20 protein-coding genes and 2 tRNA genes are annotated in these 23,813 nt (G+C 57.4%); 21 read left to right on the top strand and 1 reads right to left on the bottom strand.

Annotated features, from left to right (window positions below; translation table 11 throughout):
* The first annotated feature begins 65 nt into the window (after positions 1-65).
* The 8 genes from grpE to CUN63_RS08390 all read left to right on the top strand — a co-directional run bounded on the left by grpE (position 66) and on the right by CUN63_RS08390 (position 10,695).
* Positions 66-632, top strand: a complete 567-nt coding sequence (gene grpE / locus CUN63_RS08425) for a nucleotide exchange factor GrpE (protein ID WP_129438618.1) — start codon at positions 66-68, stop codon at positions 630-632.
* A gap of 102 nt (positions 633-734) precedes the next feature.
* Positions 735-2,660, top strand: a complete 1,926-nt coding sequence (dnaK, locus tag CUN63_RS08420) for a molecular chaperone DnaK (protein WP_129438616.1) — start codon at positions 735-737, stop codon at positions 2,658-2,660.
* 452 nt (positions 2,661-3,112) lie between these two features.
* Positions 3,113-4,237 carry a molecular chaperone DnaJ gene (gene dnaJ, locus CUN63_RS08415; protein WP_008149037.1) on the top strand — a complete coding sequence of 375 codons (1,125 nt, stop codon included), beginning with the start codon at positions 3,113-3,115 and terminating at the stop codon, positions 4,235-4,237.
* A gap of 9 nt (positions 4,238-4,246) precedes the next feature.
* A complete protein-coding gene (gene dapB, locus CUN63_RS08410; RefSeq protein ID WP_129438614.1) occupies positions 4,247-5,053 on the top strand; it encodes a 4-hydroxy-tetrahydrodipicolinate reductase in 807 nt (268 codons plus the stop codon).
* 258 nt (positions 5,054-5,311) lie between these two features.
* A complete protein-coding gene (gene carA, locus CUN63_RS08405) occupies positions 5,312-6,448 on the top strand; it encodes a glutamine-hydrolyzing carbamoyl-phosphate synthase small subunit (protein WP_046045784.1) in 1,137 nt (378 codons plus the stop codon).
* 119 nt (positions 6,449-6,567) lie between these two features.
* Positions 6,568-9,789: a carbamoyl-phosphate synthase large subunit gene (gene carB, locus CUN63_RS08400; protein WP_129438612.1), complete on the top strand. Its 3,222-nt coding sequence runs from the start codon at positions 6,568-6,570 to the stop codon at positions 9,787-9,789.
* Complete coding sequence (gene greA, locus CUN63_RS08395; RefSeq protein ID WP_007933522.1) at positions 9,786-10,262, top strand: transcription elongation factor GreA; 477 nt, start codon at positions 9,786-9,788, stop codon at positions 10,260-10,262. Before carB ends, greA begins: the two co-directional genes overlap by 4 nt.
* A 28-nt stretch (positions 10,263-10,290) precedes the next feature.
* Positions 10,291-10,695: an MFS transporter gene (locus CUN63_RS08390; RefSeq protein ID WP_129438610.1), complete on the top strand. Its 405-nt coding sequence runs from the start codon at positions 10,291-10,293 to the stop codon at positions 10,693-10,695.
* A gap of 9 nt (positions 10,696-10,704) precedes the next feature.
* On the opposite strand, the gene CUN63_RS08385 is transcribed toward CUN63_RS08390, so the two are convergent.
* Positions 10,705-11,013, bottom strand: coding sequence for a YhbY family RNA-binding protein (locus CUN63_RS08385; protein ID WP_008005472.1), 309 nt, complete (start codon positions 11,011-11,013; stop codon positions 10,705-10,707).
* 105 nt (positions 11,014-11,118) lie between these two features.
* On the opposite strand from CUN63_RS08385, the gene rlmE reads away from it, so the two are divergent.
* From rlmE to truB, 13 genes are all read left to right on the top strand, one after another.
* Positions 11,119-11,748, top strand: a complete 630-nt coding sequence (gene rlmE / locus CUN63_RS08380) for a 23S rRNA (uridine(2552)-2'-O)-methyltransferase RlmE (RefSeq protein ID WP_129438608.1) — start codon at positions 11,119-11,121, stop codon at positions 11,746-11,748.
* A gap of 202 nt (positions 11,749-11,950) precedes the next feature.
* On the top strand, positions 11,951-13,861 hold the full coding sequence (ftsH, locus tag CUN63_RS08375) for an ATP-dependent zinc metalloprotease FtsH (protein WP_129438606.1): 1,911 nt from the start codon (positions 11,951-11,953) through the stop codon (positions 13,859-13,861).
* 8 nt (positions 13,862-13,869) lie between these two features.
* Positions 13,870-14,721 carry a dihydropteroate synthase gene (gene folP / locus CUN63_RS08370; RefSeq protein WP_056741071.1) on the top strand — a complete coding sequence of 284 codons (852 nt, stop codon included), beginning with the start codon at positions 13,870-13,872 and terminating at the stop codon, positions 14,719-14,721.
* A gap of 16 nt (positions 14,722-14,737) precedes the next feature.
* Positions 14,738-16,075 (top strand): phosphoglucosamine mutase, encoded by a 1,338-nt coding sequence (gene glmM, locus CUN63_RS08365; RefSeq protein WP_129438603.1) that lies wholly within the window; start codon positions 14,738-14,740, stop codon positions 16,073-16,075.
* Positions 16,076-16,141: 66 nt separating this feature from the next.
* Positions 16,142-16,897, top strand: a complete 756-nt coding sequence (tpiA, locus tag CUN63_RS08360; RefSeq protein WP_129438601.1) for a triose-phosphate isomerase — start codon at positions 16,142-16,144, stop codon at positions 16,895-16,897.
* Between the two features lie 4 nt (positions 16,898-16,901).
* Positions 16,902-17,285, top strand: a complete 384-nt coding sequence (secG, locus tag CUN63_RS08355) for a preprotein translocase subunit SecG (RefSeq protein WP_017336473.1) — start codon at positions 16,902-16,904, stop codon at positions 17,283-17,285.
* A 22-nt stretch (positions 17,286-17,307) separates the two neighbouring features.
* A tRNA-Leu gene (locus CUN63_RS08350) sits at positions 17,308-17,393 on the top strand.
* Between the two features lie 96 nt (positions 17,394-17,489).
* Positions 17,490-17,566, top strand: a tRNA-Met gene (locus tag CUN63_RS08345).
* Between the two features lie 139 nt (positions 17,567-17,705).
* Positions 17,706-18,164 carry a ribosome maturation factor RimP gene (rimP, locus tag CUN63_RS08340; protein ID WP_010463487.1) on the top strand — a complete coding sequence of 153 codons (459 nt, stop codon included), beginning with the start codon at positions 17,706-17,708 and terminating at the stop codon, positions 18,162-18,164.
* Positions 18,165-18,211: 47 nt separating this feature from the next.
* The gene (gene nusA / locus CUN63_RS08335) at positions 18,212-19,693 is read left to right on the top strand and encodes a transcription termination factor NusA (RefSeq protein WP_008024459.1); all 1,482 of its coding nucleotides are present in this window, start codon (positions 18,212-18,214) and stop codon (positions 19,691-19,693) included.
* Positions 19,694-19,720: 27 nt separating this feature from the next.
* The gene (infB, locus tag CUN63_RS08330) at positions 19,721-22,252 is read left to right on the top strand and encodes a translation initiation factor IF-2 (protein ID WP_129438599.1); all 2,532 of its coding nucleotides are present in this window, start codon (positions 19,721-19,723) and stop codon (positions 22,250-22,252) included.
* Between the two features lie 159 nt (positions 22,253-22,411).
* Positions 22,412-22,813 carry a 30S ribosome-binding factor RbfA gene (gene rbfA, locus CUN63_RS08325; protein ID WP_008149016.1) on the top strand — a complete coding sequence of 134 codons (402 nt, stop codon included), beginning with the start codon at positions 22,412-22,414 and terminating at the stop codon, positions 22,811-22,813.
* A 3-nt stretch (positions 22,814-22,816) separates the two neighbouring features.
* Positions 22,817-23,734, top strand: a complete 918-nt coding sequence (gene truB, locus CUN63_RS08320; RefSeq protein WP_129438597.1) for a tRNA pseudouridine(55) synthase TruB — start codon at positions 22,817-22,819, stop codon at positions 23,732-23,734.
* Positions 23,735-23,813 lie beyond the last annotated feature (79 nt).

The raw sequence follows: 23,813 nt of genomic DNA, 5'->3' as shown, positions 1-23,813 counted from the left end.
GCGGCCCCATATAGCTGGGCAGAAGCGCGAGTTGAGCTCGCGGACGATATTGAAAGGAGAAATCTATGGCTGACGAACAGACAGTGGATACGCAAAATCTAGACGCCGATCAGGCTGCCCAGGACTCGGGTGATGAACTGGCGGCTCGTGTTCAAGTGCTCGAAGAGCAATTGGCTGGCGCTCATGATCAGGCTTTGCGTGTAGCAGCTGATCTGCAGAACGTCCGCCGTCGCGCCGAGCAGGATGTAGAAAAGGCTCATAAGTTCGCACTGGAAAAATTCGCCGGTGACTTGTTGCCGATCATCGACAGCCTGGAGCGTGGTCTGGAGTTGTCCAGCCCGGACGACGAAAGCATTCGTCCAATGCGCGAAGGCATCGAGCTGACCCTGAAAATGTTCCAGGACACCCTGAAACGTTATCAGCTGGAAGCGATTGATCCGCATGGCGAACCGTTCAACGCCGTTCAGCATCAGGCAATGGCCATGCAGGAAGCCGCCGACGTGGAGCCGAACAGCGTGCTCAAGGTGTTCCAGAAGGGCTATCAGCTCAACGGTCGCCTGCTGCGCCCGGCCATGGTCGTGGTCAGCAAGGCCCCGGCACCGGTTTCGCCTTCGATTGACGAGCAGGCTTGAAATTAGCCGCAAGGCCCCCATTTAGAAGTCAAGCGTTTAAGTGCTACCGCAGTTAGCCACCACTGCTGCGGCAACCAAATCCAAAGTTTCGGGAGAGTGAACATGGGCAAAATTATCGGTATCGACCTGGGGACTACCAACTCCTGCGTCTCCGTGCTTGAAAACGGCGTAGCCAAAGTTATTGAAAACGCTGAAGGCACGCGTACCACGCCGTCGATCATCGCTTACGCCAACGATGGTGAAATCCTCGTTGGTCAATCGGCCAAGCGTCAGGCTGTGACCAATCCGCACAACACCCTGTATGCGGTGAAGCGTCTGATCGGTCGTAAGTTCGACGAAGAAGTCGTACAGAAAGACATCAAGATGGTTCCGTACAAAATCGCCAAGGCTGATAACGGCGATGCGTGGGTTGAAGTGAACGGCCAGAAAATGTCGCCGCCACAAATCTCGGCTGAAATTCTGAAGAAAATGAAGAAGACCGCCGAAGACTATCTCGGCGAGCCTGTAACCGAAGCAGTGATCACCGTTCCGGCCTACTTCAACGACAGCCAGCGTCAAGCCACCAAAGACGCCGGCCGTATTGCGGGTCTGGACGTAAAACGTATCATCAACGAACCAACCGCAGCCGCTCTGGCTTACGGTATGGACAAGGCGAAGGGCGATCACACCGTGATCGTTTACGACTTGGGCGGCGGTACTTTCGACGTTTCCGTAATCGAAATCGCTGAAGTCGATGGCGAGCACCAGTTCGAAGTATTGGCCACCAACGGTGACACGTTCCTGGGCGGTGAAGACTTTGACATTCGTCTGATCGACTACCTCGTTGACGAATTCAAGAAAGAAAGCGGCATGAACCTTAAGGGCGACCCGCTGGCCATGCAGCGCCTGAAAGAAGCCGCTGAAAAAGCCAAGATCGAACTGTCTTCGAGCAATTCTACCGACGTGAACCTGCCGTACATCACTGCAGACGCCACCGGTCCTAAGCACTTGAACGTGAAAATCTCCCGCGCCAAGCTCGAAGCGCTGGTAGAAGACCTGGTTCAACGCACCATCGAACCTTGCCGCATCGCTCTGAAAGACTCCGGTATCGACATTGGCGCTATCAATGACGTGATCCTGGTCGGCGGTCAGACCCGTATGCCACTGGTTCAGAAGCTGGTGACCGAATTCTTCGGTAAAGAAGCACGTAAAGACGTGAACCCGGACGAAGCCGTTGCCATGGGTGCTGCTATCCAGGGCGCAGTATTGGCCGGTGACGTGAAAGACGTTCTGCTGCTGGACGTTAGCCCGCTGACCCTGGGTATCGAAACCATGGGTGGCGTGATGACCGCGCTGATCGAGAAAAACACCACGATTCCTACCAAGAAATCGCAAGTGTTCTCGACTGCCGACGACAACCAGGGCGCAGTGACCATTCACGTGCTGCAAGGTGAGCGTAAGCAAGCCGCTCAGAACAAGTCTTTGGGCAAGTTCGACCTGGCCGAAATTCCACCAGCACCACGTGGCGTGCCACAAATTGAAGTGACCTTCGACATCGACGCCAACGGCATTCTGCACGTAGGCGCCAAAGACAAGGCTACCGGCAAGACTCAGTCGATCGTGATCAAGGCCAACTCCGGTCTGTCCGAGGAAGAGATTCAGCAGATGATTCGCGATGCTGAAGCCAACGTCGACGCAGATCGCCAGTTCGAAGAGCTGGCAGCCGCTCGCAACCAGGGCGATGCGCTGGTTCACTCGACTCGCAAAATGGTCGCAGACGCTGGCGATAAAGTGACTGCTGAAGAGAAGACTGCAATCGAAGCTGCTGTTGTTGCCCTGGAAGCCGCTGTCAAAGGCGACGACAAGGCCGCGATCGAAGCCAAGGTTGAAGAGCTGTCGAAAGTCTCCGCGCCAGTGGCTCAGAAAATGTACGCCGAGCAGGCTCAGCCAGCTGAAGGCGCTGCACCGCACGACGAAAAGGCTGAAAAGGCTGAAAAGGCTGACGACGTTGTCGACGCTGAGTTCGAAGAAGTCAAAGACCACAAGTAAGTTGTTGGTCGGCCGGTTGACTGCCTTTAGGCAGTGACTGGTAGGATGTCGCCGCGCGGGGGCTTGCTCCCGCGTTGGCGTGTCTGGAGTTAGCGAATTTTTACAGCATGCGACAAAGGCGGAGTGAGTGGCTTGTTCGTTAGAGCAAGTTCGGATTCCTGAACGCCATAACCAAGGCGCTGCGACGACTCATAGCTCGCTATGGGGAGGAGTGGCAACGCAGGATAGGTGTTCAGGCGCCGGAATTGCCTAACGAACAAGCCATTCAGTCCGCCCCAGTGTTGGCGGTATGGCCGGGAATGCTCCTGCTTTTCGAGCCGAAAGTACCGCATCGAATCAAAGACCAGGATCGTTGAATTGACGTGAGTTGGGTCCGGGCCTGTATTGGGGCTCAACGAGTTTGGCAAGGCTCAGGAGAGGTTTGCCGAACGTCCTTAAGAGTGCAAAGACTTATGGCAAAGCGTGACTATTACGAAGTATTAGGTGTTGAGCGCGGCTCAAGCGAAGCAGACCTGAAAAAGGCCTACCGTCGCCTGGCGATGAAGCACCACCCGGACCGTAATCCCGATGACAAAGCGTCGGAAGATATGTTCAAGGAGGCCAACGAGGCCTACGAAGTACTGTCCGATTCCAGCAAGCGCGCGGCCTACGACCAGTACGGTCATGCCGGTGTCGACCCGAGCATGGGTGGCGGCGGTGCCGGGTTTGGCGGTCAGAACTTCTCCGATATCTTTGGTGATGTCTTCAGTGACTTCTTCGGCGGCGGTCGCGGCGGTTCTCGTGGCGGCGCTCAGCGCGGCAGCGACCTGCGTTACACTCTGGAACTGAATCTGGAAGAGGCGGTTCGCGGTACGACTGTGAATATCCGCGTCCCGACGCTGGTCAACTGCAAGCCGTGCGACGGTTCGGGTGCCAAGAAAGGCTCCTCGCCGATCACATGCCCGACGTGTGGCGGTATCGGTCAAGTCCGTATGCAGCAGGGCTTTTTCTCGGTGCAGCAGACGTGCCCGCGCTGCCATGGCCAGGGCAAGATCATTTCCGATCCGTGCGACTCGTGCGACGGTCAAGGTCGTGTCGAAGAGTACAAAACCCTCTCGGTGAAAGTGCCGGCCGGTGTTGATACCGGTGACCGTATTCGTCTGTCCGGCGAAGGCGAGGCGGGGGCTCAGGGTGGTCCGACTGGCGACCTGTACGTGGTGATCAACGTGCGTGAGCACGCGATCTTCCAGCGCGACGGCAAGCACCTGTTCTGCGAAGTGCCAATCAGTTTTGTTGATGCTGCGCTGGGTGGCGAGCTGGAGATTCCGACCCTTGATGGTCGAGTCAAACTGAAAATCCCTGAAGGGACTCAGACCGGCAAGCAGTTCCGTGTTCGCGGCAAGGGCGTTGCGCCAGTGCGCGGCGGCGGTGCTGGTGACTTGATGTGCAGAGTGGCGGTCGAAACCCCTGTCAATCTGGGGCGTCGTCAGCGCGAACTGCTGGAAGAGTTCCGTAGCTCGCTGGCGGATGACAACAGCCATTCACCTAAAACCACTGGTTGGTTTGAAGGCGTGAAGCGCTTCTTCGGCGATTTGTAAGGAGTCGGCATGCGACGTATAGCTGTGATGGGCGCTGCCGGGCGCATGGGCAAGATTCTGGTCGAGGCGGTGCAGCAGCGCGCGCCGCTGACCGGGCTGACGGCAGCCATCGTACGCCCCGGCAGCACGCTGATTGGCGTGGATGCTGGTGAGCTGGCCTCGCTGGGGCGTATCGGCGTTCCACTGTCCGGCAATCTGGACGCGGTGGCTGATGAGTTCGACGTGCTGATCGACTTCACGCTCCCGGAAGTCATGCTGAAAAACCTGGCGTTCTGCCGTAAGGCGGGCAAGGCCATGGTGATCGGCACGACAGGGCTGGACGCCGCGCAGAAGCAGCTGCTGGCTGAGGCCGGCAAAGATATTCCGATCGTGTTCGCGGCCAATTTCAGTGTCGGTGTAAACCTGTCCCTGAAGCTGCTCGACATGGCTGCTCGTGTGCTGGGTGATGACGCGGATATCGAGATCATCGAGGCTCATCATCGGCACAAGATCGATGCGCCTTCAGGTACGGCTCTGCGCATGGGCGAAGTCATCGCAAGCGCCCTGGATCGTGATCTGCAGAAGGTTGCGGTGTATGGTCGTGAAGGCCATACCGGTGCTCGCGAGCGTGAAACGATCGGCTTTGCCACTGTTCGCGGTGGTGATGTAGTCGGCGATCATACGGTGCTGTTCGCCTGTGAGGGTGAGCGACTGGAGATCACCCATAAAGCGTCCAGTCGCATGACCTTCGCCAAGGGCGCGGTACGTGCTGCGTTGTGGCTGGACGGTCGTGAGCCGGGTCTTTACGACATGCAAGACGTACTCGATCTGCGTTAAGATGCGCCCGAAATCGGGTTCAAATAGTGTGTTTGAGCCCGGTTTTACTCCGCCAAGCGACGTCCTGTCGCATTCTCCGGCCTTTAAGGCTCATTGGCGGTAGACCAAAAATGCCTTTTTCTGTAAGCTACAGCTTTAGTGTGTCCACTAAAAGCGCGCAGAATTATTCGGTGAAGAGCGGGGTGACGTGTCCATACGTCACTCCGCTTTTTTACAACCTGCGATCGCCCTTTCAGGCTTTATTTACGGGAGGTCTTCTTGACTAAGCCAGCCATACTCGCCCTTGCTGATGGCAGCATTTTTCGCGGCGAAGCCATTGGAGCCGACGGTCAAACCGTTGGTGAGGTGGTGTTCAACACCGCAATGACCGGCTATCAGGAAATCCTTACCGATCCTTCCTACGCCCAACAGATTGTTACCCTGACTTACCCGCACATCGGCAACACCGGCACCACGCCGGAAGACGCCGAGTCCGACCGCGTCTGGTCCGCTGGCCTGGTTATCCGTGACCTGCCACTGGTTGCGAGCAACTGGCGTAACACGATGTCTCTGTCCGACTACCTGAAAGCCAACAACGTTGTGGCAATCGCCGGTATCGACACTCGCCGCCTGACGCGCATCCTGCGTGAAAAAGGCGCGCAGAACGGCTGCATCATGGCCGGTGACAACATTTCCGAAGAAGCCGCCATCGCCGCCGCTCAGGGTTTCCCTGGCCTCAAAGGCATGGACCTGGCGAAGGTCGTCAGCACCAAAGAGAAATACGAGTGGCGCTCGACTGTCTGGGATTTGAAAACCGACAGCCATGCGACCATCGAAGCCTCTGAGCTGCCGTACCACGTGGTTGCCTACGACTACGGCGTCAAGCTGAACATCCTGCGCATGCTGGTCGAGCGCGGTTGCCGCGTGACCGTGGTGCCAGCACAGACGCCAGCTGCTGAAGCGCTGGCATTAAAGCCGGACGGCGTGTTCCTGTCCAACGGCCCAGGTGATCCGGAGCCTTGCGATTACGCGATCCAGGCGATCAAAGATGTGCTGGAAACCGAAATTCCGGTCTTCGGTATCTGCCTTGGTCACCAGCTGCTGGCTCTGGCTTCCGGTGCCAAGACCCTGAAAATGGGTCACGGCCACCATGGTGCCAACCACCCGGTCCAGGATCTGGATACCGGTGTGGTGATGATCACCAGCCAGAACCACGGTTTTGCGGTAGACGAAACGACCCTGCCAGCCAACGTCCGCGCGATCCACAAATCGCTGTTCGACGGCACCCTGCAAGGTATCGAGCGTACCGACAAGAGCGCCTTCAGCTTCCAGGGTCACCCGGAAGCCAGTCCTGGCCCGAACGACGTAGCACCACTGTTTGATCGCTTCATCAACGAAATGGCCAAGCGACGCTAATCGCTCGCCGTGATGTAGCAAAGCTTGAGGGCGGTCCCGACACACGGTGGCCCCCTCAAGTCTTCAAAGATTGAACAAGACGGCTTGCCGACTGACCTGCGGATTTGAGTGACAAACCCATGCCAAAACGTACAGATATTAAAAGCATCCTGATTCTCGGCGCTGGCCCGATCGTGATCGGCCAGGCCTGCGAATTCGACTACTCCGGCGCCCAGGCCTGTAAAGCCCTGCGCGAGGAGGGTTACCGCGTCATCCTGGTGAACTCCAACCCAGCGACCATCATGACCGACCCGGACATGGCCGACGCCACCTACATCGAACCGATCAAGTGGCAGACCGTTGCCAAGATCATCGAGAAAGAGCGTCCGGACGCGCTGCTGCCGACCATGGGTGGCCAGACCGCTCTGAACTGCGCACTGGATCTGGAGCGCGAAGGCGTTCTGGAGAAGTTCGGCGTAGAGATGATCGGCGCCAACGCTGACACCATCGACAAGGCTGAAGACCGTTCGCGCTTCGACAAGGCGATGAAATCCATCGGCCTGGACTGCCCGCGTTCAGGTATCGCCCACAGCATGGAAGAGGCCAACGTGGTCCTCGAGAAGCTTGGCTTCCCGTGCATCATCCGTCCGTCCTTCACCATGGGCGGCACCGGTGGCGGTATCGCTTACAACCGTGAAGAGTTCGAAGAAATCTGCGCCCGAGGCCTCGACCTGTCGCCGACCAAAGAGCTGCTGATCGACGAATCCCTGATCGGCTGGAAAGAGTACGAGATGGAGGTTGTCCGCGATAAGAAGGACAACTGCATCATCGTCTGCTCCATCGAAAACTTTGACCCGATGGGCGTGCACACCGGTGACTCGATCACTGTTGCTCCGGCACAAACCCTGACGGACAAGGAATACCAGATCATGCGTAACGCCTCGTTGGCGGTACTGCGTGAGATCGGCGTGGAAACCGGCGGCTCCAACGTTCAGTTTGGCATCTGCCCTGACACTGGCCGTATGGTCGTGATCGAGATGAACCCGCGTGTATCCCGCTCTTCGGCACTGGCCTCGAAAGCCACTGGTTTCCCGATTGCGCGTATCGCTGCCAAGCTGGCGATCGGCTACACCCTGGATGAGCTGCAGAACGAAATCACTGGCGGCGCTACTCCTGCATCCTTCGAGCCGTCCATCGACTACGTCGTCACCAAGCTGCCACGTTTCGCTTTCGAGAAGTTCCCGAAAGCCGACGCACGCCTGACCACTCAAATGAAGTCGGTCGGTGAAGTCATGGCCATCGGCCGGACTTTCCAGGAATCCCTGCAGAAAGCCCTGCGCGGTCTGGAAGTGGGCGTTTGCGGCCTGGACGAGAAGCTCGACCTGAGCAACCCGGAAAGCATGAGCGTGCTCAAGCGCGAACTGACCGTGCCGGGTGCCGAGCGTATCTGGTACGTGGCTGACGCCTTCCGCGCCGGCCTGTCGGTCGAAGACATCTTCGGCATGAACATGATCGACCCGTGGTTCCTGGTGCAGATCGAAGATCTGATCAAGGAAGAAGAGAAGGTCAAGACCCTGGGGCTGGCCAGCATCGACCGCGACTTGATGTTCCGCCTCAAGCGCAAAGGCTTCTCCGACATGCGTCTGGCCAAGCTGCTGGGCGTAACCGAGAAGGCTCTGCGTCGCCACCGTCACAAGCTGGAGATTTTTCCGGTCTACAAGCGCGTTGACACCTGCGCGGCCGAGTTCGCCACCGACACCGCTTACCTCTACTCGACGTACGAGGAAGAGTGTGAAGCCGCGCCGTCGGGTCGCGACAAGATCATGATCCTCGGCGGCGGTCCTAACCGTATCGGCCAAGGCATCGAGTTCGACTACTGCTGCGTACACGCGGCATTGGCCCTGCGCGAAGACGGTTACGAGACCATCATGGTCAACTGCAACCCGGAAACCGTTTCCACCGACTACGACACCTCCGATCGCCTGTACTTCGAGCCAGTGACCCTGGAAGACGTACTGGAAATCGTCCGCGTCGAGAAGCCGAAAGGCGTGATCGTCCAGTACGGCGGCCAAACCCCGCTGAAACTGGCTCGCGCCCTGGAAGAAGCTGGCGTGCCGATTATCGGCACCAGCCCTGACGCCATCGACCGTGCCGAAGACCGTGAGCGCTTCCAGCAAATGGTCGAACGCCTGAACCTGCGTCAGCCGCCAAACGCCACCGTGCGCAGCGAAGACGAAGCGATTCGTGCCGCTGCCAAGATCGGTTACCCGTTGGTGGTTCGTCCGTCCTACGTGCTGGGCGGCCGCGCGATGGAAATCGTTTACGAAGAAGAAGAGCTCAAGCGCTACCTGCGCGATGCGGTGAAAGTGTCCAACGACAGCCCGGTGCTGCTCGACCACTTCCTCAACTGCGCAATCGAAATGGACGTGGATGCGGTCTGCGACGGCACCGACGTGGTGATCGGCGCGATCATGCAGCACATCGAGCAGGCCGGCGTTCACTCCGGTGACTCCGCGTGCTCCTTGCCGCCGTACTCGCTGCCTGCTCACATCCAGGACGAGATGCGCGAACAGGTCAAGAAAATGGCCCTGGAACTGGGCGTTGTCGGCCTGATGAACGTTCAGTTGGCGCTGCAAGGCGAAGACATCTACGTCATCGAAGTCAACCCGCGCGCTTCCCGTACCGTACCGTTCGTGTCCAAGTGCATCGGTGTTTCCCTGGCAATGATCGCGGCTCGCGTGATGGCCGGTAAAACCCTGAAGGAAATCGGTTTCACCAAAGAAATCATTCCGAACTTCTACAGTGTGAAAGAGGCGGTGTTCCCATTCGCCAAATTCCCTGGCGTGGACCCGATCCTGGGCCCAGAGATGAAGTCCACTGGTGAAGTGATGGGCGTGGGCGACACCTTCGGTGAAGCGTTTGCCAAGGCCCAAATGGGCGCCAGCGAAGTGTTGCCGACCGGCGGTACAGCGTTCATCAGTGTGCGTGATGACGACAAGCCACTGGTTGCAGGCGTGGCCCGTGATCTGATCAACTTGGGCTTCGAAGTGGTCGCCACTGCCGGTACTGCCAAGCTGATCGAAGCCGCAGGCCTGAAAGTGCGTCGTGTGAACAAGGTGACCGAAGGTCGTCCGCACGTGGTCGACATGATCAAGAATGACGAAGTCACCCTGATCATCAACACCACCGAAGGTCGTCAATCGATCGCTGATTCGTACTCCATTCGTCGTAATGCCTTGCAGCACAAAATCTACTGCACCACTACCATTGCTGCTGGCGAAGCTATCTGCGAAGCGCTGAAGTTCGGTCCCGAGAAGACCGTGCGCCGCTTGCAGGATCTACACGCAGGATTGAAGGCATGATCAAGTACCCAATGACCGTCAAGGGCGCGAAAGCCCTTGAAGAAGAACACACTCACCTGACCAAGGTCGTCCGCCCGAAGCTCAGCCAGGACATCGGCACGGCCCGCGAGTTGGGTGACCTGAAGGAAAACGCCGAATACCACGCTGCTCGTGAGCAGCAAGGTATGGTTGAGGCGCGGATTCGTGACATTGAAGGCCGGATTCAGAATCAGGTCATCATTGATGTCACGACCATTCCTCACACCGGTAAAGTGATTTTCGGCACCACCGTTGAAATCGCCAATGTCGAGACTGACGAGCGCGTCACTTACCACATCGTGGGTGAGGATGAGGCTGACTTCAAACTTGGCAAGATTTCGGTCGGCTCGCCACTGGCCCGCGCCTTGATAGCCAAGGAAGAGGGTGATGTGGTTGCCGTGAAAACGCCTGGCGGCGTTATCGAGTACGAGATTGTCGAAGTACGCCACATCTAAACGCAGGCGCCCGCTACGTGCGGGCGCCATGCTTTGGCAGCTGACTCAGATGTTGTGGGTCGGCGGCCTGTGGCTGTTGCACATTGGTCTGCTGCCGGTGCTGGGCAGGATTGGCCTGGCACCGCTGCTGATCGACGAAATCGCAGGCATGCTTGATGCGCTGATGGTGGGATTCGCCGCAGCGTGTGTGATTTTTCAGGCTTTGGTGCTGGTTCAGGCCGAGGGCCTTGCCAGTCTATGGCGCGATATTCGCGGGCAACTGCTGATGATGGCGCTGTTCGCGTGTGCGATGTATGCCGCGGTGCGTATCGGTTGGCCGGATGCCGTGCGTTGGCAGGTGTTCAGCTATCTTGTTCTGGGCTTTTCCGGGCTGATGCTGGTGTTGCAGCCGGTGCGTGGATGGAGTGGCAGGGTGCGCGAAGCACACCCTTGACCCTTGTCATCACTTGAAGCGATGGACGTTCGACAGCTGCTTGTTGACGCTGAAGTTCTTGCGGTAAATCAGTGCCATCTTGCCGATGACCTGAACCAGGTCCGCTTTGCCGACCTTGCACAGTTCTGCAATGTTCGCCAGGCGCGACTCGCGATCGAGGATGTTGAGCTTGATTTTAATCAGCTCGTGATCCGCCAAAGCGCGTTCAAGTTCGGCTAACACACCTTCAGTCAAACCGTTGTCAGCCACAGTCAAAACTGGTTTCAGATGGTGGCCAATGGATTTGTACTGTTTCTTCTGCTCTTGAGTGAGCGGCATAATCTGACCCCTGCGTCTGATCTTGTAAAAAGCGGCGGCCAGTTTACCCGAGCGAGTCCGGGACCGCCCAGTTAATCACGACCCGTTTTATTTTCGAGGTGGCCCGTGGCCCGTTCCAAGACAAGCCTTAAATGGCTGCAAAGACATGTCAATGATCCCTATGTGAAGCAGGCGCAGAAGGATGGTTACCGCTCGCGTGCGAGTTACAAGCTTCTGGAGGTCCAGGAGAAATACAAACTGATCCGTCCAGGTATGAGTGTTGTCGACCTGGGAGCGGCGCCCGGCGGCTGGTCGCAGGTCACTAGTCGGCTGATCGGTGGTCAGGGGCGCTTGATCGCCTCGGACATCCTGGAAATGGACAGCATTCCGGACGTGACTTTCATCCAGGGTGACTTCACCCAGGACGAAGTGCTCGCTCAGATCCTTGAAGCCGTGGGTAATTCGCAGGTGGACCTTGTGATTTCCGATATGGCCCCCAATATGAGTGGTACGCCTGAGGTGGACATGCCAAAAGCCATGTTTCTATGTGAGCTGGCTCTTGATCTGGCGGCTCGGATACTCAAGCCGGGTGGTAATTTCGTGATCAAGGTGTTTCAGGGTGAAGGGTTTGATGCTTACGTGAAGGACGTTCGTCAGAAATTCGACAAGGTCCAGATGATCAAGCCGGACTCTTCCCGTGGCAGTTCCCGCGAGCAATACATGCTGGCTTGGGGCTACCGCGGCCGTAGTGAGTAAATCGAGGTTTTTTTGCGGGTCGATAGGATTTTCGTATTTCGCCCCGTGAGCATTAGCGAATATTGTGTAGAAAGTGTTTCACAAAGGGTTACAGACGGCGCCTGCCAGAGCCGTAGGTAATGTAGTAAGTTAGGCCGGTGAATATCATGCGAAGCGCGCGCCATTAGCGGAGCTTGCTTCAGAGGGTAGTTAATTGAACGATATGGCAAAGAATCTGATCCTGTGGTTGATCATCGCGGCTGTCCTTGTGACAGTTATGAACAACTTCTCCAGCCCTAACGAGCCGCAGACCCTCAACTATTCCGACTTCATCCAGCAGGTCAAGGATGGAAAGGTCGAGCGCGTAGCGGTTGACGGCTACGTGATTACCGGCAAACGCAACGATGGCGACAGCTTCAAGACCATTCGTCCTGCAATCCAGGACAACGGTCTGATCGGCGACCTCGTGGACAACCATGTCGTAGTCGAAGGCAAGCAGCCTGAACAGCAAAGCATCTGGACTCAGCTCCTGGTCGCAAGCTTCCCGATCCTGGTGATCATCGCCGTGTTCATGTTCTTCATGCGGCAGATGCAGGGCGGCGCCGGAGGAAAGGGCGGGCCAATGAGCTTCGGCAAGAGCAAGGCGCGCCTGCTCTCCGAGGATCAAGTGAAAACCACCTTGGGTGACGTTGCCGGTTGTGACGAAGCCAAGGAAGAAGTTGGTGAGTTGGTCGAGTTCTTGCGTGATCCGGGCAAGTTTCAGCGTCTGGGTGGTCGCATTCCTCGCGGCGTGCTGATGGTGGGTCCTCCGGGGACCGGTAAAACCTTGATCGCCAAAGCGATTGCAGGCGAAGCAAAAGTACCTTTCTTCACTATTTCTGGTTCCGATTTTGTCGAAATGTTTGTGGGTGTCGGTGCCAGCCGTGTTCGTGACATGTTCGAGCAGGCCAAGAAGCACGCGCCATGCATCATCTTCATCGATGAAATCGACGCCGTCGGTCGTCATCGTGGCGCCGGGATGGGTGGTGGTCACGATGAGCGGGAGCAGACTCTCAACCAGTTGCTGGTAGAGATGGACGGCTTCGAAATGAACGACGGCATTATCGTCATCGCTGCAACCAACCGTCCGGACGTACTGGACCCTGCGTTGCTGCGTCCGGGCCGTTTCGACCGTCAGGTTGTCGTCGGTCTGCCGGATATCCGTGGTCGCGAGCAGATTCTCAAGGTTCACATGCGCAAAGTGCCAATGGGTGACGACGTCGCTCCGGCCGTGATTGCTCGTGGTACCCCTGGTTTCTCCGGTGCTGACCTGGCTAACCTGGTGAACGAAGCGTCGTTGTTCGCAGCCCGTGCCGGCAAGCGCATCGTCGAAATGAAAGAGTTCGAACTGGCCAAAGACAAGATCATGATGGGCGCCGAGCGCAAATCCATGGTCATGTCCGAAAAAGAGAAGCAGAACACCGCTTATCACGAGGCGGGTCACGCTATTGTCGGGCGCGTCGTGCCTGAGCATGACCCGGTCTACAAGGTGTCGATCATCCCGCGCGGTCGTGCGCTGGGTGTGACCATGTTTCTGCCGGAAGAAGATCGCTACAGCCTGTCCAAGCGTGCATTGATCAGTCAGATCTGCTCGTTGTACGGCGGCCGTATTGCTGAAGAAATGACCTTGGGCTTCGATGGCGTCACCACCGGTGCATCAAACGACATCATGCGTGCCAGCCAGATTGCACGGAACATGGTGACCAAGTGGGGTTTGTCGGAAAAACTCGGCCCGTTGATGTACGCAGAAGAAGAGGGCGAAGTGTTCCTCGGTCGCGGCGGTGGCGGGCAGGGTGCAAGCTTCTCCGGTGAGACGGCCAAGTTGATCGACTCCGAAGTCCGCAGCATCATTGATCAGTGCTACGGCACGGCCAAGCAGATCCTCACCGATAACCGTGACAAGCTCGACGCCATGGCTGATGCCTTGATGAAGTACGAAACGATCGACGCTGATCAGATCGACGACATCATGGCGGGTCGTACGCCTCGTGAACCTCGCGACTGGTCAGGTGGCACCGGTACCTCCGGAACTCCTCCGGTGGCACAGGATCCGCGTCCGGAAACACCGATCGGCGGTCCGGCTGCTGACGTTTAAGGTTTGAAATGACTTCTGTTCAGTCCTCGACCCGGTTGCCTTGCGGCAATCGGGTTCTCGATTTAGCCCTGACGCACGTCATGGGTATTCTCAATGTCACTCCCGATTCCTTCTCTGATGGCGGCCAATATAGCCAGCTCGATGCAGCCTTGCGCCATGCTGAGGCTATGGTAGCGGCCGGCGCGACGTTGATTGATGTCGGTGGCGAATCGACCCGGCCGGGTGCCAGGGTGGTTTCACCGCTGGAAGAGCTTGAGCGCGTAGCTCCGGTCGTCGAGCGAATACACCGCGAGCTGGATGTAATTATCTCGGTCGACACTTCCACGCCAGCTGTCATGCGCGAAGCCGCACGACTTGGTGCGGGGTTGATCAATGACGTGCGCTCGCTGCGGCGCGATGGCGCTCTGGATGCGGCCGCGGCCACTGGCCTGCCGGTCTGTCTGATGCATATGCTCGGTGAGCCGGGCGACATGCAGGACAATCCGCAGTATCAGGACGTCACGAAAGAGGTGGGCGAGTTTCTCGCCGAGCGCATGGCTCAGTGTGCGTCGGTAGGAATTACAGCGGACCGGATCATCCTTGATCCGGGCTTTGGCTTCGCAAAAACCTTGCAGCACAATCTAAGCTTGTTCAAGCATATGGAGGCCCTGCATGCCTTGGGGCGGCCCCTGTTGGTCGGGGTCTCGCGAAAGAGCATGATAGGTCAGGCATTGAATCGTCCGGTTGGCGAGCGTCTGCATGGTGGTCTGGCGCTTGCAGCGCTGGCTTCGGTCAAGGGGGCGCGTATATTGCGCGTCCATGATGTGGCCGAAACCGTCGATGTGGTGCGGATGATCGCCGCAGTGGAATCAGCCGAATAAGAATGATGGAGCACTTATGACTAAAAAATACTTTGGCACCGACGGCATTCGTGGTCGGGTCGGCGAATATCCGATTACTCCTGACTTCATGCTCAAGCTCGGCTGGGCTGCTGGTATGGCGTTCCGCAAAATGGGCGCCTGCAAGGTGTTGGTGGGCAAGGACACTCGGATCTCTGGCTATATGTTCGAATCTGCGCTCGAGGCCGGACTTACTTCGGCAGGTGCCGATGTCATGCTCCTGGGCCCGATGCCGACACCGGCCATCGCCTACCTGACGCGTACCTTCCAAGCTGAAGCGGGCATCGTGATCAGTGCCTCGCACAACCCTCACGATGACAATGGCATCAAGTTTTTCTCCGGGAAGGGCACCAAGCTTCCTGATGAAGTCGAGCATATGATCGAAGAGTTGCTCGACACCCCGATGACTGTTGTTGAATCGAGCAAGATCGGCAAGGTATCGCGCATCAACGATGCTTCGGGCCGCTATATCGAATTCTGCAAAAGCAGCGTCCCGACCGGCACCAGCTTCGCGGGCCTGAAGATCGTGATCGACTGCGCTCATGGTGCGACCTACAAGGTGGCGCCTAGTGTATTCCGTGAGCTGGGAGCCGATGTCGTTGTGCTTTCTGCTCATCCTAACGGCCTGAACATCAATGAAAATTGCGGTTCGACCCATATGGGGCCGCTGCAAGCTGCTGTATTGGCCGAGCATGCTGATTTGGGTATCGCCTTTGACGGTGATGGTGACCGCGTTCAGATGGTTGATCATACCGGTACTGTCGTCGACGGTGATGAGTTGCTGTTCATCATTGCTCGTGACCTGCATGAGCAGGGCAAGTTGCAGGGTGGTGTGGTCGGTACGTTGATGAGTAATCTGGGGTTGGAGTTGGCCCTGGCGGATCTGGCAATTCCTTTTGTGCGGGCCAATGTTGGCGACCGTTACGTAATCTCCGAGTTGCTGGAGCGTGATTGGCTGGTGGGTGGTGAAAATTCGGGGCACATTGTCTGCTTCAACCACACCACCACCGGTGACGCGATCATTGCCGCATTGCAGGTATTGATGGCGCTGAAGACCCGCTCCGAGGGGCTGGCGCAATCGCGTCAGGCGCTGCGCAAGTGCCCTCAGGTGCTGATCAATGTACGATTCGGCGGCGGTGCGAGCCCTCTTGATCATCCATCCGTCAAGGAGGCAAGCGAGCGCGTTACCGAGGCTATGGCTGGTCGTGGGCGCGTGCTGTTGCGCAAGTCCGGGACGGAGCCGCTGGTGCGGGTCATGGTCGAAGGCGAGGACGAAACACAGGTTCGCGGCTACGCCGAAGAGCTGGCAAAACTGGTTACTGAAGTTTCTGCCTGATTTCGGCTTGCCAGCCATGATTGTGTTGGGTAACATCTGCGCCCACTTTGACCGACGAGGTACAGCATGCGTCGCCCTATGGTAGCTGGTAACTGGAAGATGCACGGTACCCGCGCCAGCGTCGCTGAGCTGATCAATGGCCTTCGTCATCTGGCCTTGCCGAGCGATGTTGATGTAGCGGTATTCCCGCCTTGCTTGCATATCAATCAAGTGATTGATGGCTTGAAGGAAAAGTCGATTTCGGTCGGCGCGCAGAACTCTGCGGTGGAATCCATGCAAGGTGCGTTGACCGGTGAAGTTGCGCCGAGTCAGTTGGTGGATGCAGGCTGTTCTTTTGTACTTGTTGGGCACTCCGAGCGCCGCCAGATAATGGGCGAGCAGGACGGAATGCTGATTCGCAAGTTCGCAGCGGCACAGGCAAGTGGCTTGATTCCGGTGTTGTGCGTAGGGGAGACCCTTGAAGAGCGCGAGGCTGGAAAAACTCTTGAGGTTGTCGGGCGTCAGCTAGGCAGTATCATAGAGGAGCTGGGTGTTGGTGCCTTTGCAAAGGCAGTAATCGCTTACGAGCCGGTCTGGGCCATTGGTACCGGGCTGACTGCTTCGCCGCAACAGGCGCAGGATGTGCATGCAGCCATTCGCGCTCAGTTGGCGGCAGAGAATTCTGAGGTCGCACAAGGTGTGCGGCTTCTATACGGCGGCAGCGTGAAGGCGGCCAATGCGGTCGAACTGTTCGGCATGCCGGATATCGATGGGGGGCTCATTGGTGGGGCTTCCCTGAATGCAGATGAGTTCGGTGCGATTTGTCGCGCCGCGGGAAACTGAAAAAATGCTGGAAACAGTCGTAGTCGTTTTTCATCTGCTGGGTGCATTGGGCGTAGTTGCTCTGGTATTGCTGCAGCAGGGTAAAGGTGCGGATGCTGGCGCGTCTTTCGGAGCAGGTGCTTCAAATACTGTGTTCGGAAGCCAAGGTTCCTCTACCTTTCTTAGTAAGTTTACTGCTATACTTGCCGCCGGTTTCTTCATAACCAGCTTAGGGTTAGGTTACTTTGCTAAAGAGAAGGCTCACCAGCTGACTCAAGTAGGTTTGCCAAATCCAGCAGTGTTGGAAGTTCCAAAGCAACAACCGGCTTCTGATGATGTACCGGTGCTTCAAGAGCAAAAGTCGGCTACTCCAGCGACTGACGTGCCTCCAGCTCAAGAGCAAAAGTAAGAAGGGTTTCAAACGTAGTATTGCCGAGGTGGTGGAATTGGTAGACACGCAACCTTGAGGTGGTTGTGCCCATAGGGTGTAGGGGTTCGAGTCCCCTTCTCGGTACCAATTATCAGGAGAGCCCGCTGTTGCGGGCTTTCTTGTAGGTGGAAGGTTACATTGACCCTGTCAGGGATCGGTCGTATACTTCCGCCCCAGCTTTGTCGCGGGGTGGAGCAGTCTGGTAGCTCGTCGGGCTCATAACCCGAAGGTCGTCGGTTCAAATCCGGCCCCCGCAACCAGTTTAAGGAGCCCCTTTTAAGGGGCTTTTTGTTAGCTGGACACTTTCAACGCCGCTGTTCGACGGCGTTTCAAGGATGGGCGTTTCGCCCATTTTTTTATTTTGCACAGCATGCACATACATGCACGAGGGGGTTTCAGGTGTCGAGCAAGCTAGAAGAGTTGCAGGCCTTGCTGGCCCCGGTGGTCGTGGCCCTAGGCTATGAATGCTGGGGTATTGAGTTTTCGGCTCAAGGTCGCCACTCAATGTTGCGCGTTTATATCGATAAAGAGGGCGGTGTGCTCGTGGACGATTGTGCCATTGTCAGCCGTCAGATCAGCGGCGTTCTGGATGTTGAAGATCCAATTGCCGTTGAATACACCCTTGAAGTTTCCTCGCCTGGCATGGAACGCCCGCTGTTCACTATTGAGCAGTTTGCAAAATTTGCCGGTGAACAAGTGAAGATCAAGCTGCGCTCGCCTTTTGAAGGCCGACGCAACTTTCAGGGCCTTCTGCGCGGTGTAGAAGAGCAGGACGTCGTGGTGCAGGTAGAAGACCATGAGTTCCTGTTGCCGATCGATATGATCGACAAGGCCAACATTATTCCCAGTTTTGACTGAGACGCGGATCCCGCGGATCCAATGGCTTGCGAAAGGCGAGGCGTACGATGAGCAAAGAAGTACTGCTGGTTGTTGAGTCGGTATCCAATGAAAAGGGCGTACCGGCAAACGTAATTTTTGAAGCGCTGGAGCTGGCTCTGGCCACTGCTACCAAAAAACGTTTCGAGGACGAAGTTGATCTGCGTGTGGAAATCAATCGCCACACCGGTGCTTACGAGACATTCCGTCGCTGGACGGTCGTCGAAGAAGCAGACCTGGACGATCCGGCCATCGAAACCTGGCCGAGCAAGGTTGCAGAAACGCATCCTGGTGCTCAGGTTGGTGATGTAGTCGAAGAAAAGATCGAATCCATCGAGTTCGGCCGTATCGCTGCACAGACTGCCAAGCAAGTCATCGTGCAGAAAGTTCGCGAAGCCGAGCGCGCTCAAGTCGTTGATGCCTATCGCGAGCGCCTGGGAGAAATCATCTCCGGCACCGTGAAGAAAGTGACCCGCGACAACGTGATCGTCGATCTGGGCAACAACGCCGAAGCGTTGCTGGCTCGTGAAGACATCATCTCTCGCGAAACCTTCCGGGTTGGCGTGCGTCTGCGTGCGCTGCTCAAGGAAATCCGCACCGAGAACCGCGGCCCGCAGCTGATCCTGTCGCGTACCGCGCCGGAAATGCTGATCGAGTTGTTCCGCATCGAAGTGCCGGAAATCGCTGAAGGCCTGATCGAAGTAATGGCAGCATCCCGTGACCCGGGTTCGCGCGCCAAGATCGCGGTCCGCTCCAAGGACAAACGCATCGACCCGCAAGGCGCTTGCATCGGTATGCGCGGTTCGCGCGTCCAGGCAGTGTCGGGTGAGTTGGGCGGTGAGCGTGTGGACATCGTCCTGTGGGACGACAACCCGGCTCAGTTCGTGATCAATGCAATGTCGCCGGCTGAAGTGGCGGCAATTATCGTTGACGAAGATGCCCATGCAATGGACATCGCCGTTGGCGCAGACAATCTCGCTCAGGCCATCGGTCGCGGTGGTCAGAACGTGCGTCTGGCTAGCCAGTTGACTGGCTGGACCCTGAACGTGATGACCGAATCGGACATCCAGGCTAAGCAGCAAGCAGAAACCGGCGACATCCTGCGCAACTTCATCGACGAGCTGGAAGTCGACGAAGACCTGGCGCAGGTGCTGGTAGATGAAGGCTTTACCAGCCTGGAAGAGATTGCCTACGTACCGTTGGAAGAAATGCTCAACATCGACGGCTTTGACGAAGAAACCGTCAACGAGCTTCGCGCTCGCGCCAAGGATCGTTTGTTGACCAAAGCCATCGCTACTGAGGAAAAGCTGGCAGACGCCCATCCGGCCGAAGACCTGCTCTCGCTTGAGGGTATGGACAAGGATTTGGCGATGGAACTGGCGGTGCGCGGCGTAATTACCCGCGAAGACCTGGCCGAGCAGTCTATTGACGATCTGCTCGACATCGACGGCATTGACGATGATCGTGCCGGCAAGTTGATCATGGCCGCCCGAGCCCACTGGTTCGAGTAATTAGGCGCGGCCTGAGGAGAGAAGTGCATGACGCAAGTCACGGTGAAACAACTGGCCGATGAGGTCAAAACACCGGTAGAGCGCCTGTTGCAGCAGATGCGTGAGGCAGGTCTGCCGCACACCGCCGCCGATGAAGGTGTGAGCGATAGTGAGAAGCAGTCTTTGCTGACTCACTTGAAGAGCAGCCACAAGGCGAAAGTGGAAGAACCGCGCAAGATTACATTGCAGCGCAAAACCACCAGTACACTGCGTGTTGCTGGCAGCAAAAGCATCAGCGTTGAAGTACGCAAGAAGAAAGTCTTCGTACAGCGCAGCCCGGAAGAAATCGAAGCCGAGCGCAAACGCGAACTGGAAGAACGTCGCGCAGTAGACAATGCTGCACGTCAGAAGGCTGAAGAAGAAGCCAAGCGTCGCGCCGAAGAAGAAGCGCGTCGCCAGCCTGCTGCTGCGCAAACCGCTACTAACGACGCCGTTGCAGCGCCTGCTGCAGTTGCCGAGCCAGTACGCGAAAGCGCACCGGTTGTAGCCGCTGCTCCAGCACCGTCTGCTGACGTTCGCAACAAGCAGAACGAACAGCGCCGTCCGGATAAACCACGTGCCGACGATAACAATCGTCGCAGCGGTGGTGGCGACGGCGAGCGTAAAAACGCTCCGCATCGTGCCTCGGTCAAAGAGAAAGCGCCTGCACCACGCGTTGCCCCACGTACTACCGACGAAGAAAGCGATGGCTTTCGTCGTGGTGGTCGCGGCAAGGCCAAGCTGAAAAAACGCAACGCACACGGTTTCCAGAGCCCAACAGGCCCTGTCGTGCGTGATGTGCAGATCGGCGAGACCATCACTGTTGGCGATCTCGCCAATCAGATGTCGGTCAAGGCTGCTGAAATCATCAAGTTCATGTTCAAACTGGGTACTCCAGCGACCATCAACCAGGTGCTTGATCAGGAAACTGCTCAACTGGTAGCCGAAGAACTGGGCCACAAAGTGACCCTGGTCAGCGACACCGCCCTGGAAGATTCCCTGGCCGAGTCCCTGAAGTTTGAAGGTGAGACGTTCTCCCGTGCGCCAGTCGTGACCGTAATGGGCCACGTTGACCACGGTAAGACGTCGCTGCTCGACTATATCCGTCGTGCCAAGGTAGCTGCTGGCGAAGCCGGCGGTATCACCCAGCACATCGGTGCGTACCACGTTGAAACTGATCGCGGCATGGTCACGTTCCTCGACACCCCGGGTCACGCTGCGTTTACCGCAATGCGTGCTCGTGGTGCCAAGGCGACTGACATCGTGATCCTGGTCGTTGCAGCGGACGACGGCGTTATGCCGCAGACCATTGAAGCGGTCCAGCACGCCAAGGCTGCCGGTGTTCCACTGGTGGTTGCTGTGAACAAAATCGACAAGCCGGGCGCTGATCTCGATCGCATCCGTAGCGAACTGTCGGTTCACGGCGTGACTTCGGAAGAGTGGGGCGGCGACACCCCGTTCGTATCGGTTTCGGCGAAAGTCGGTACTGGCGTGGACGAGTTGCTCGAAGCTGTTCTGCTGCAAGCTGAAGTTCTGGAGCTGAAAGCGACTCCTTCGGCTCCTGGCCGTGGCGTCGTGGTTGAATCGCGTCTCGACAAAGGTCGTGGCCCGGTTGCAACCGTTCTGGTTCAAGACGGTACCCTGCGCCAAGGCGACATGGTGCTGGTCGGTTCGAACTATGGCCGTGTACGTGCCATGCTCGACGAGAACGGCAAGCCAATCAAGGAAGCCGGTCCTTCCATCCCTGTCGAGATCCTCGGCCTGGACGGTACCCCGGACGCTGGCGACGAGATGAGCGTGCTGTCGGACGAGAAGAAAGCCCGTGAAGTGGCTCTGTTCCGTCAAGGCAAGTTCCGCGAAGTCAAACTGGCTCGCGCTCACGCCGGCAAGCTGGAAAACATCTTCGAAAACATGGGTCAGGCAGAGAAGAAGACGCTCAACATCGTCCTCAAATCCGACGTCCGTGGTTCGCTGGAAGCGTTGAACGGTGCCTTGAACGGCCTGGGTAACGACGAAGTGCAAGTGCGTGTTGTCGGTGGCGGCGTCGGTGGTATCACCGAATCCGACGCCAACCTGGCACTGGCCTCCAACGCTGTACTGTTTGGCTTCAACGTGCGTGCCGATGCTGGCGCTCGCAAGATCGTCGAGCAGGAAGGTCTGGATATGCGTTACTACAACGTGATCTACGACATCATCGAAGACGTCAAGAAAGCCCTCACCGGTATGCTGGGCAGCGATGTTCGCGAGAACATCCTGGGTACCGCTGAAGTCCGTGACGTGTTCCGTTCGCCGAAGTTTGGCGCGATCGCCGGTTGCATGGTTATCGAAGGTGTTGTTCACCGTAACCGTCCAATCCGTGTACTGCGTGAAGACATCGTTATCTTCGAAGGCGAGCTGGAATCCCTGCGCCGCTTCAAGGATGACGCTTCCGAAGTACGTGCCGGCATGGAATGCGGTATTGGCGTCAAGAGCTACAACGACGTCAAAGCAGGCGACAAGATCGAAGTCTACGAGAAGGTTCAGGTTGCTCGCAGCCTCTAACTCGCGCACTTCAAGGGCCACGATGAGCCGTCGCATGCAGATGCGCGGCGCAGCGTCAGGACTCTAAATGCAACGCCCGGTCTGGCTTTTGTCAGGCCGGGCGTTTGCCGCTTTCAGACCCTTCGGGTTTCACCGTGGGGCAGTAACAGGTAACAAGACATGGCAAAAGAATACAGCCGTACCCAACGTATCGGCGATCAGATGCAGCGTGAGCTGGCACAGCTGATCCGTCGTGAAGTCAAAGACCCGCGCGTCGGCCTGGTCACCATTACCGCTGTTGAAGTCAGCCGTGACGTCGGTCACGCCAAGATCTTCATCACCGTGATGGGGCAGGACAACGCTGAAGACATCGCGCAAAGCATCAAGGTGCTCAACTCCGCCGCTGGTTTCCTGCGCATGCAGTTGGCTCGCGAAATGAAGTTGCGCAGCGTTCCGCAGTTGCACTTCCACTACGACGAAAGCGTCGTGCGTGGTGCTCATCTGTCGGCATTGATCGAACGTGCAGTAGCTGAAGACAATCAGCATCCGGTTGCGGCAGAAGCCGAAGACACCAAGGAGTAATCGGTGGCTCAGGTCAAACGTATCCGTCGTAACGTCAGCGGTATCATCCTGCTCGACAAGCCACTGGGGTTCACCTCCAATGCGGCGTTGCAGAAGGTCCGCTGGCTGCTGAACGCCGAGAAGGCCGGGCACACCGGCAGTCTCGATCCGCTGGCCACCGGCGTGTTGCCGTTGTGCTTCGGTGAGGCCACCAAGTTTTCGCAATACCTGCTCGATTCCGACAAGGCTTATGAAACCCTGGCGCAACTGGGCAAGACCACCACCACGGCGGATGCCGAGGGTGACGTTTTGCTGGAGCGCCCGGTGACCGTTGGTCGCGCCGATGTTGAAGCGGTGCTGCCGAAATTTCGTGGGCAAATCAGTCAGATACCGCCCATGTACTCGGCGCTCAAACGTGATGGCCAGCCGTTGTACAAGCTGGCCAGGGCAGGTGAAGTAGTGGAGCGCGAACCGCGTTCTGTTACTATTGCGCGCTTGGAATTACTGGCCTTTGAAGGTGATACTGCGCGGCTTGCAGTGGATTGCACCAAAGGTACCTATATCCGCACCCTGGTGGAGGATATCGGTGAGCAACTCGGTTGTGGCGCTTACGTTGCTGAACTGCGACGTACCCAGGCCGGGCCTTTCACGCTGGCCCAGACGGTCACGCTTGAAGAGTTGGAAGCGGTACATGCCGAAGGCGGCAACGAAGCGGTCGACCGCTTCCTGATGCCATCGGACAGCGGCCTGCTGGATTGGCCACTGTTGCAGTTCTCGGAGCACAGCTCGTTCTACTGGCTTAACGGCCAACCGGTACGAGCCCCGGATGCACCGAAGTTCGGCATGGTACGGGTACAGGATCACAATGGTCGCTTCATCGGTATCGGTGAAGTGAGCGAAGACGGGCGCATCGCGCCACGTCGACTGATTCGGTCAGAATGACCGGAACCAGTTTGGTGTAAAAGCGTAACGAGCGAAGGGAAGACAAGGAAAAAACAGGCGAGGAAGCGGAGTTGACTGC

Origin of the sequence: Pseudomonas sp. ACM7 (assembly GCF_004136015.1) — a bacterium.
Classification (GTDB): Bacteria; Pseudomonadota; Gammaproteobacteria; order Pseudomonadales; family Pseudomonadaceae; genus Aquipseudomonas; species Aquipseudomonas frigoris.
This window is presented reverse-complemented; position numbering and strand designations above follow the sequence as displayed.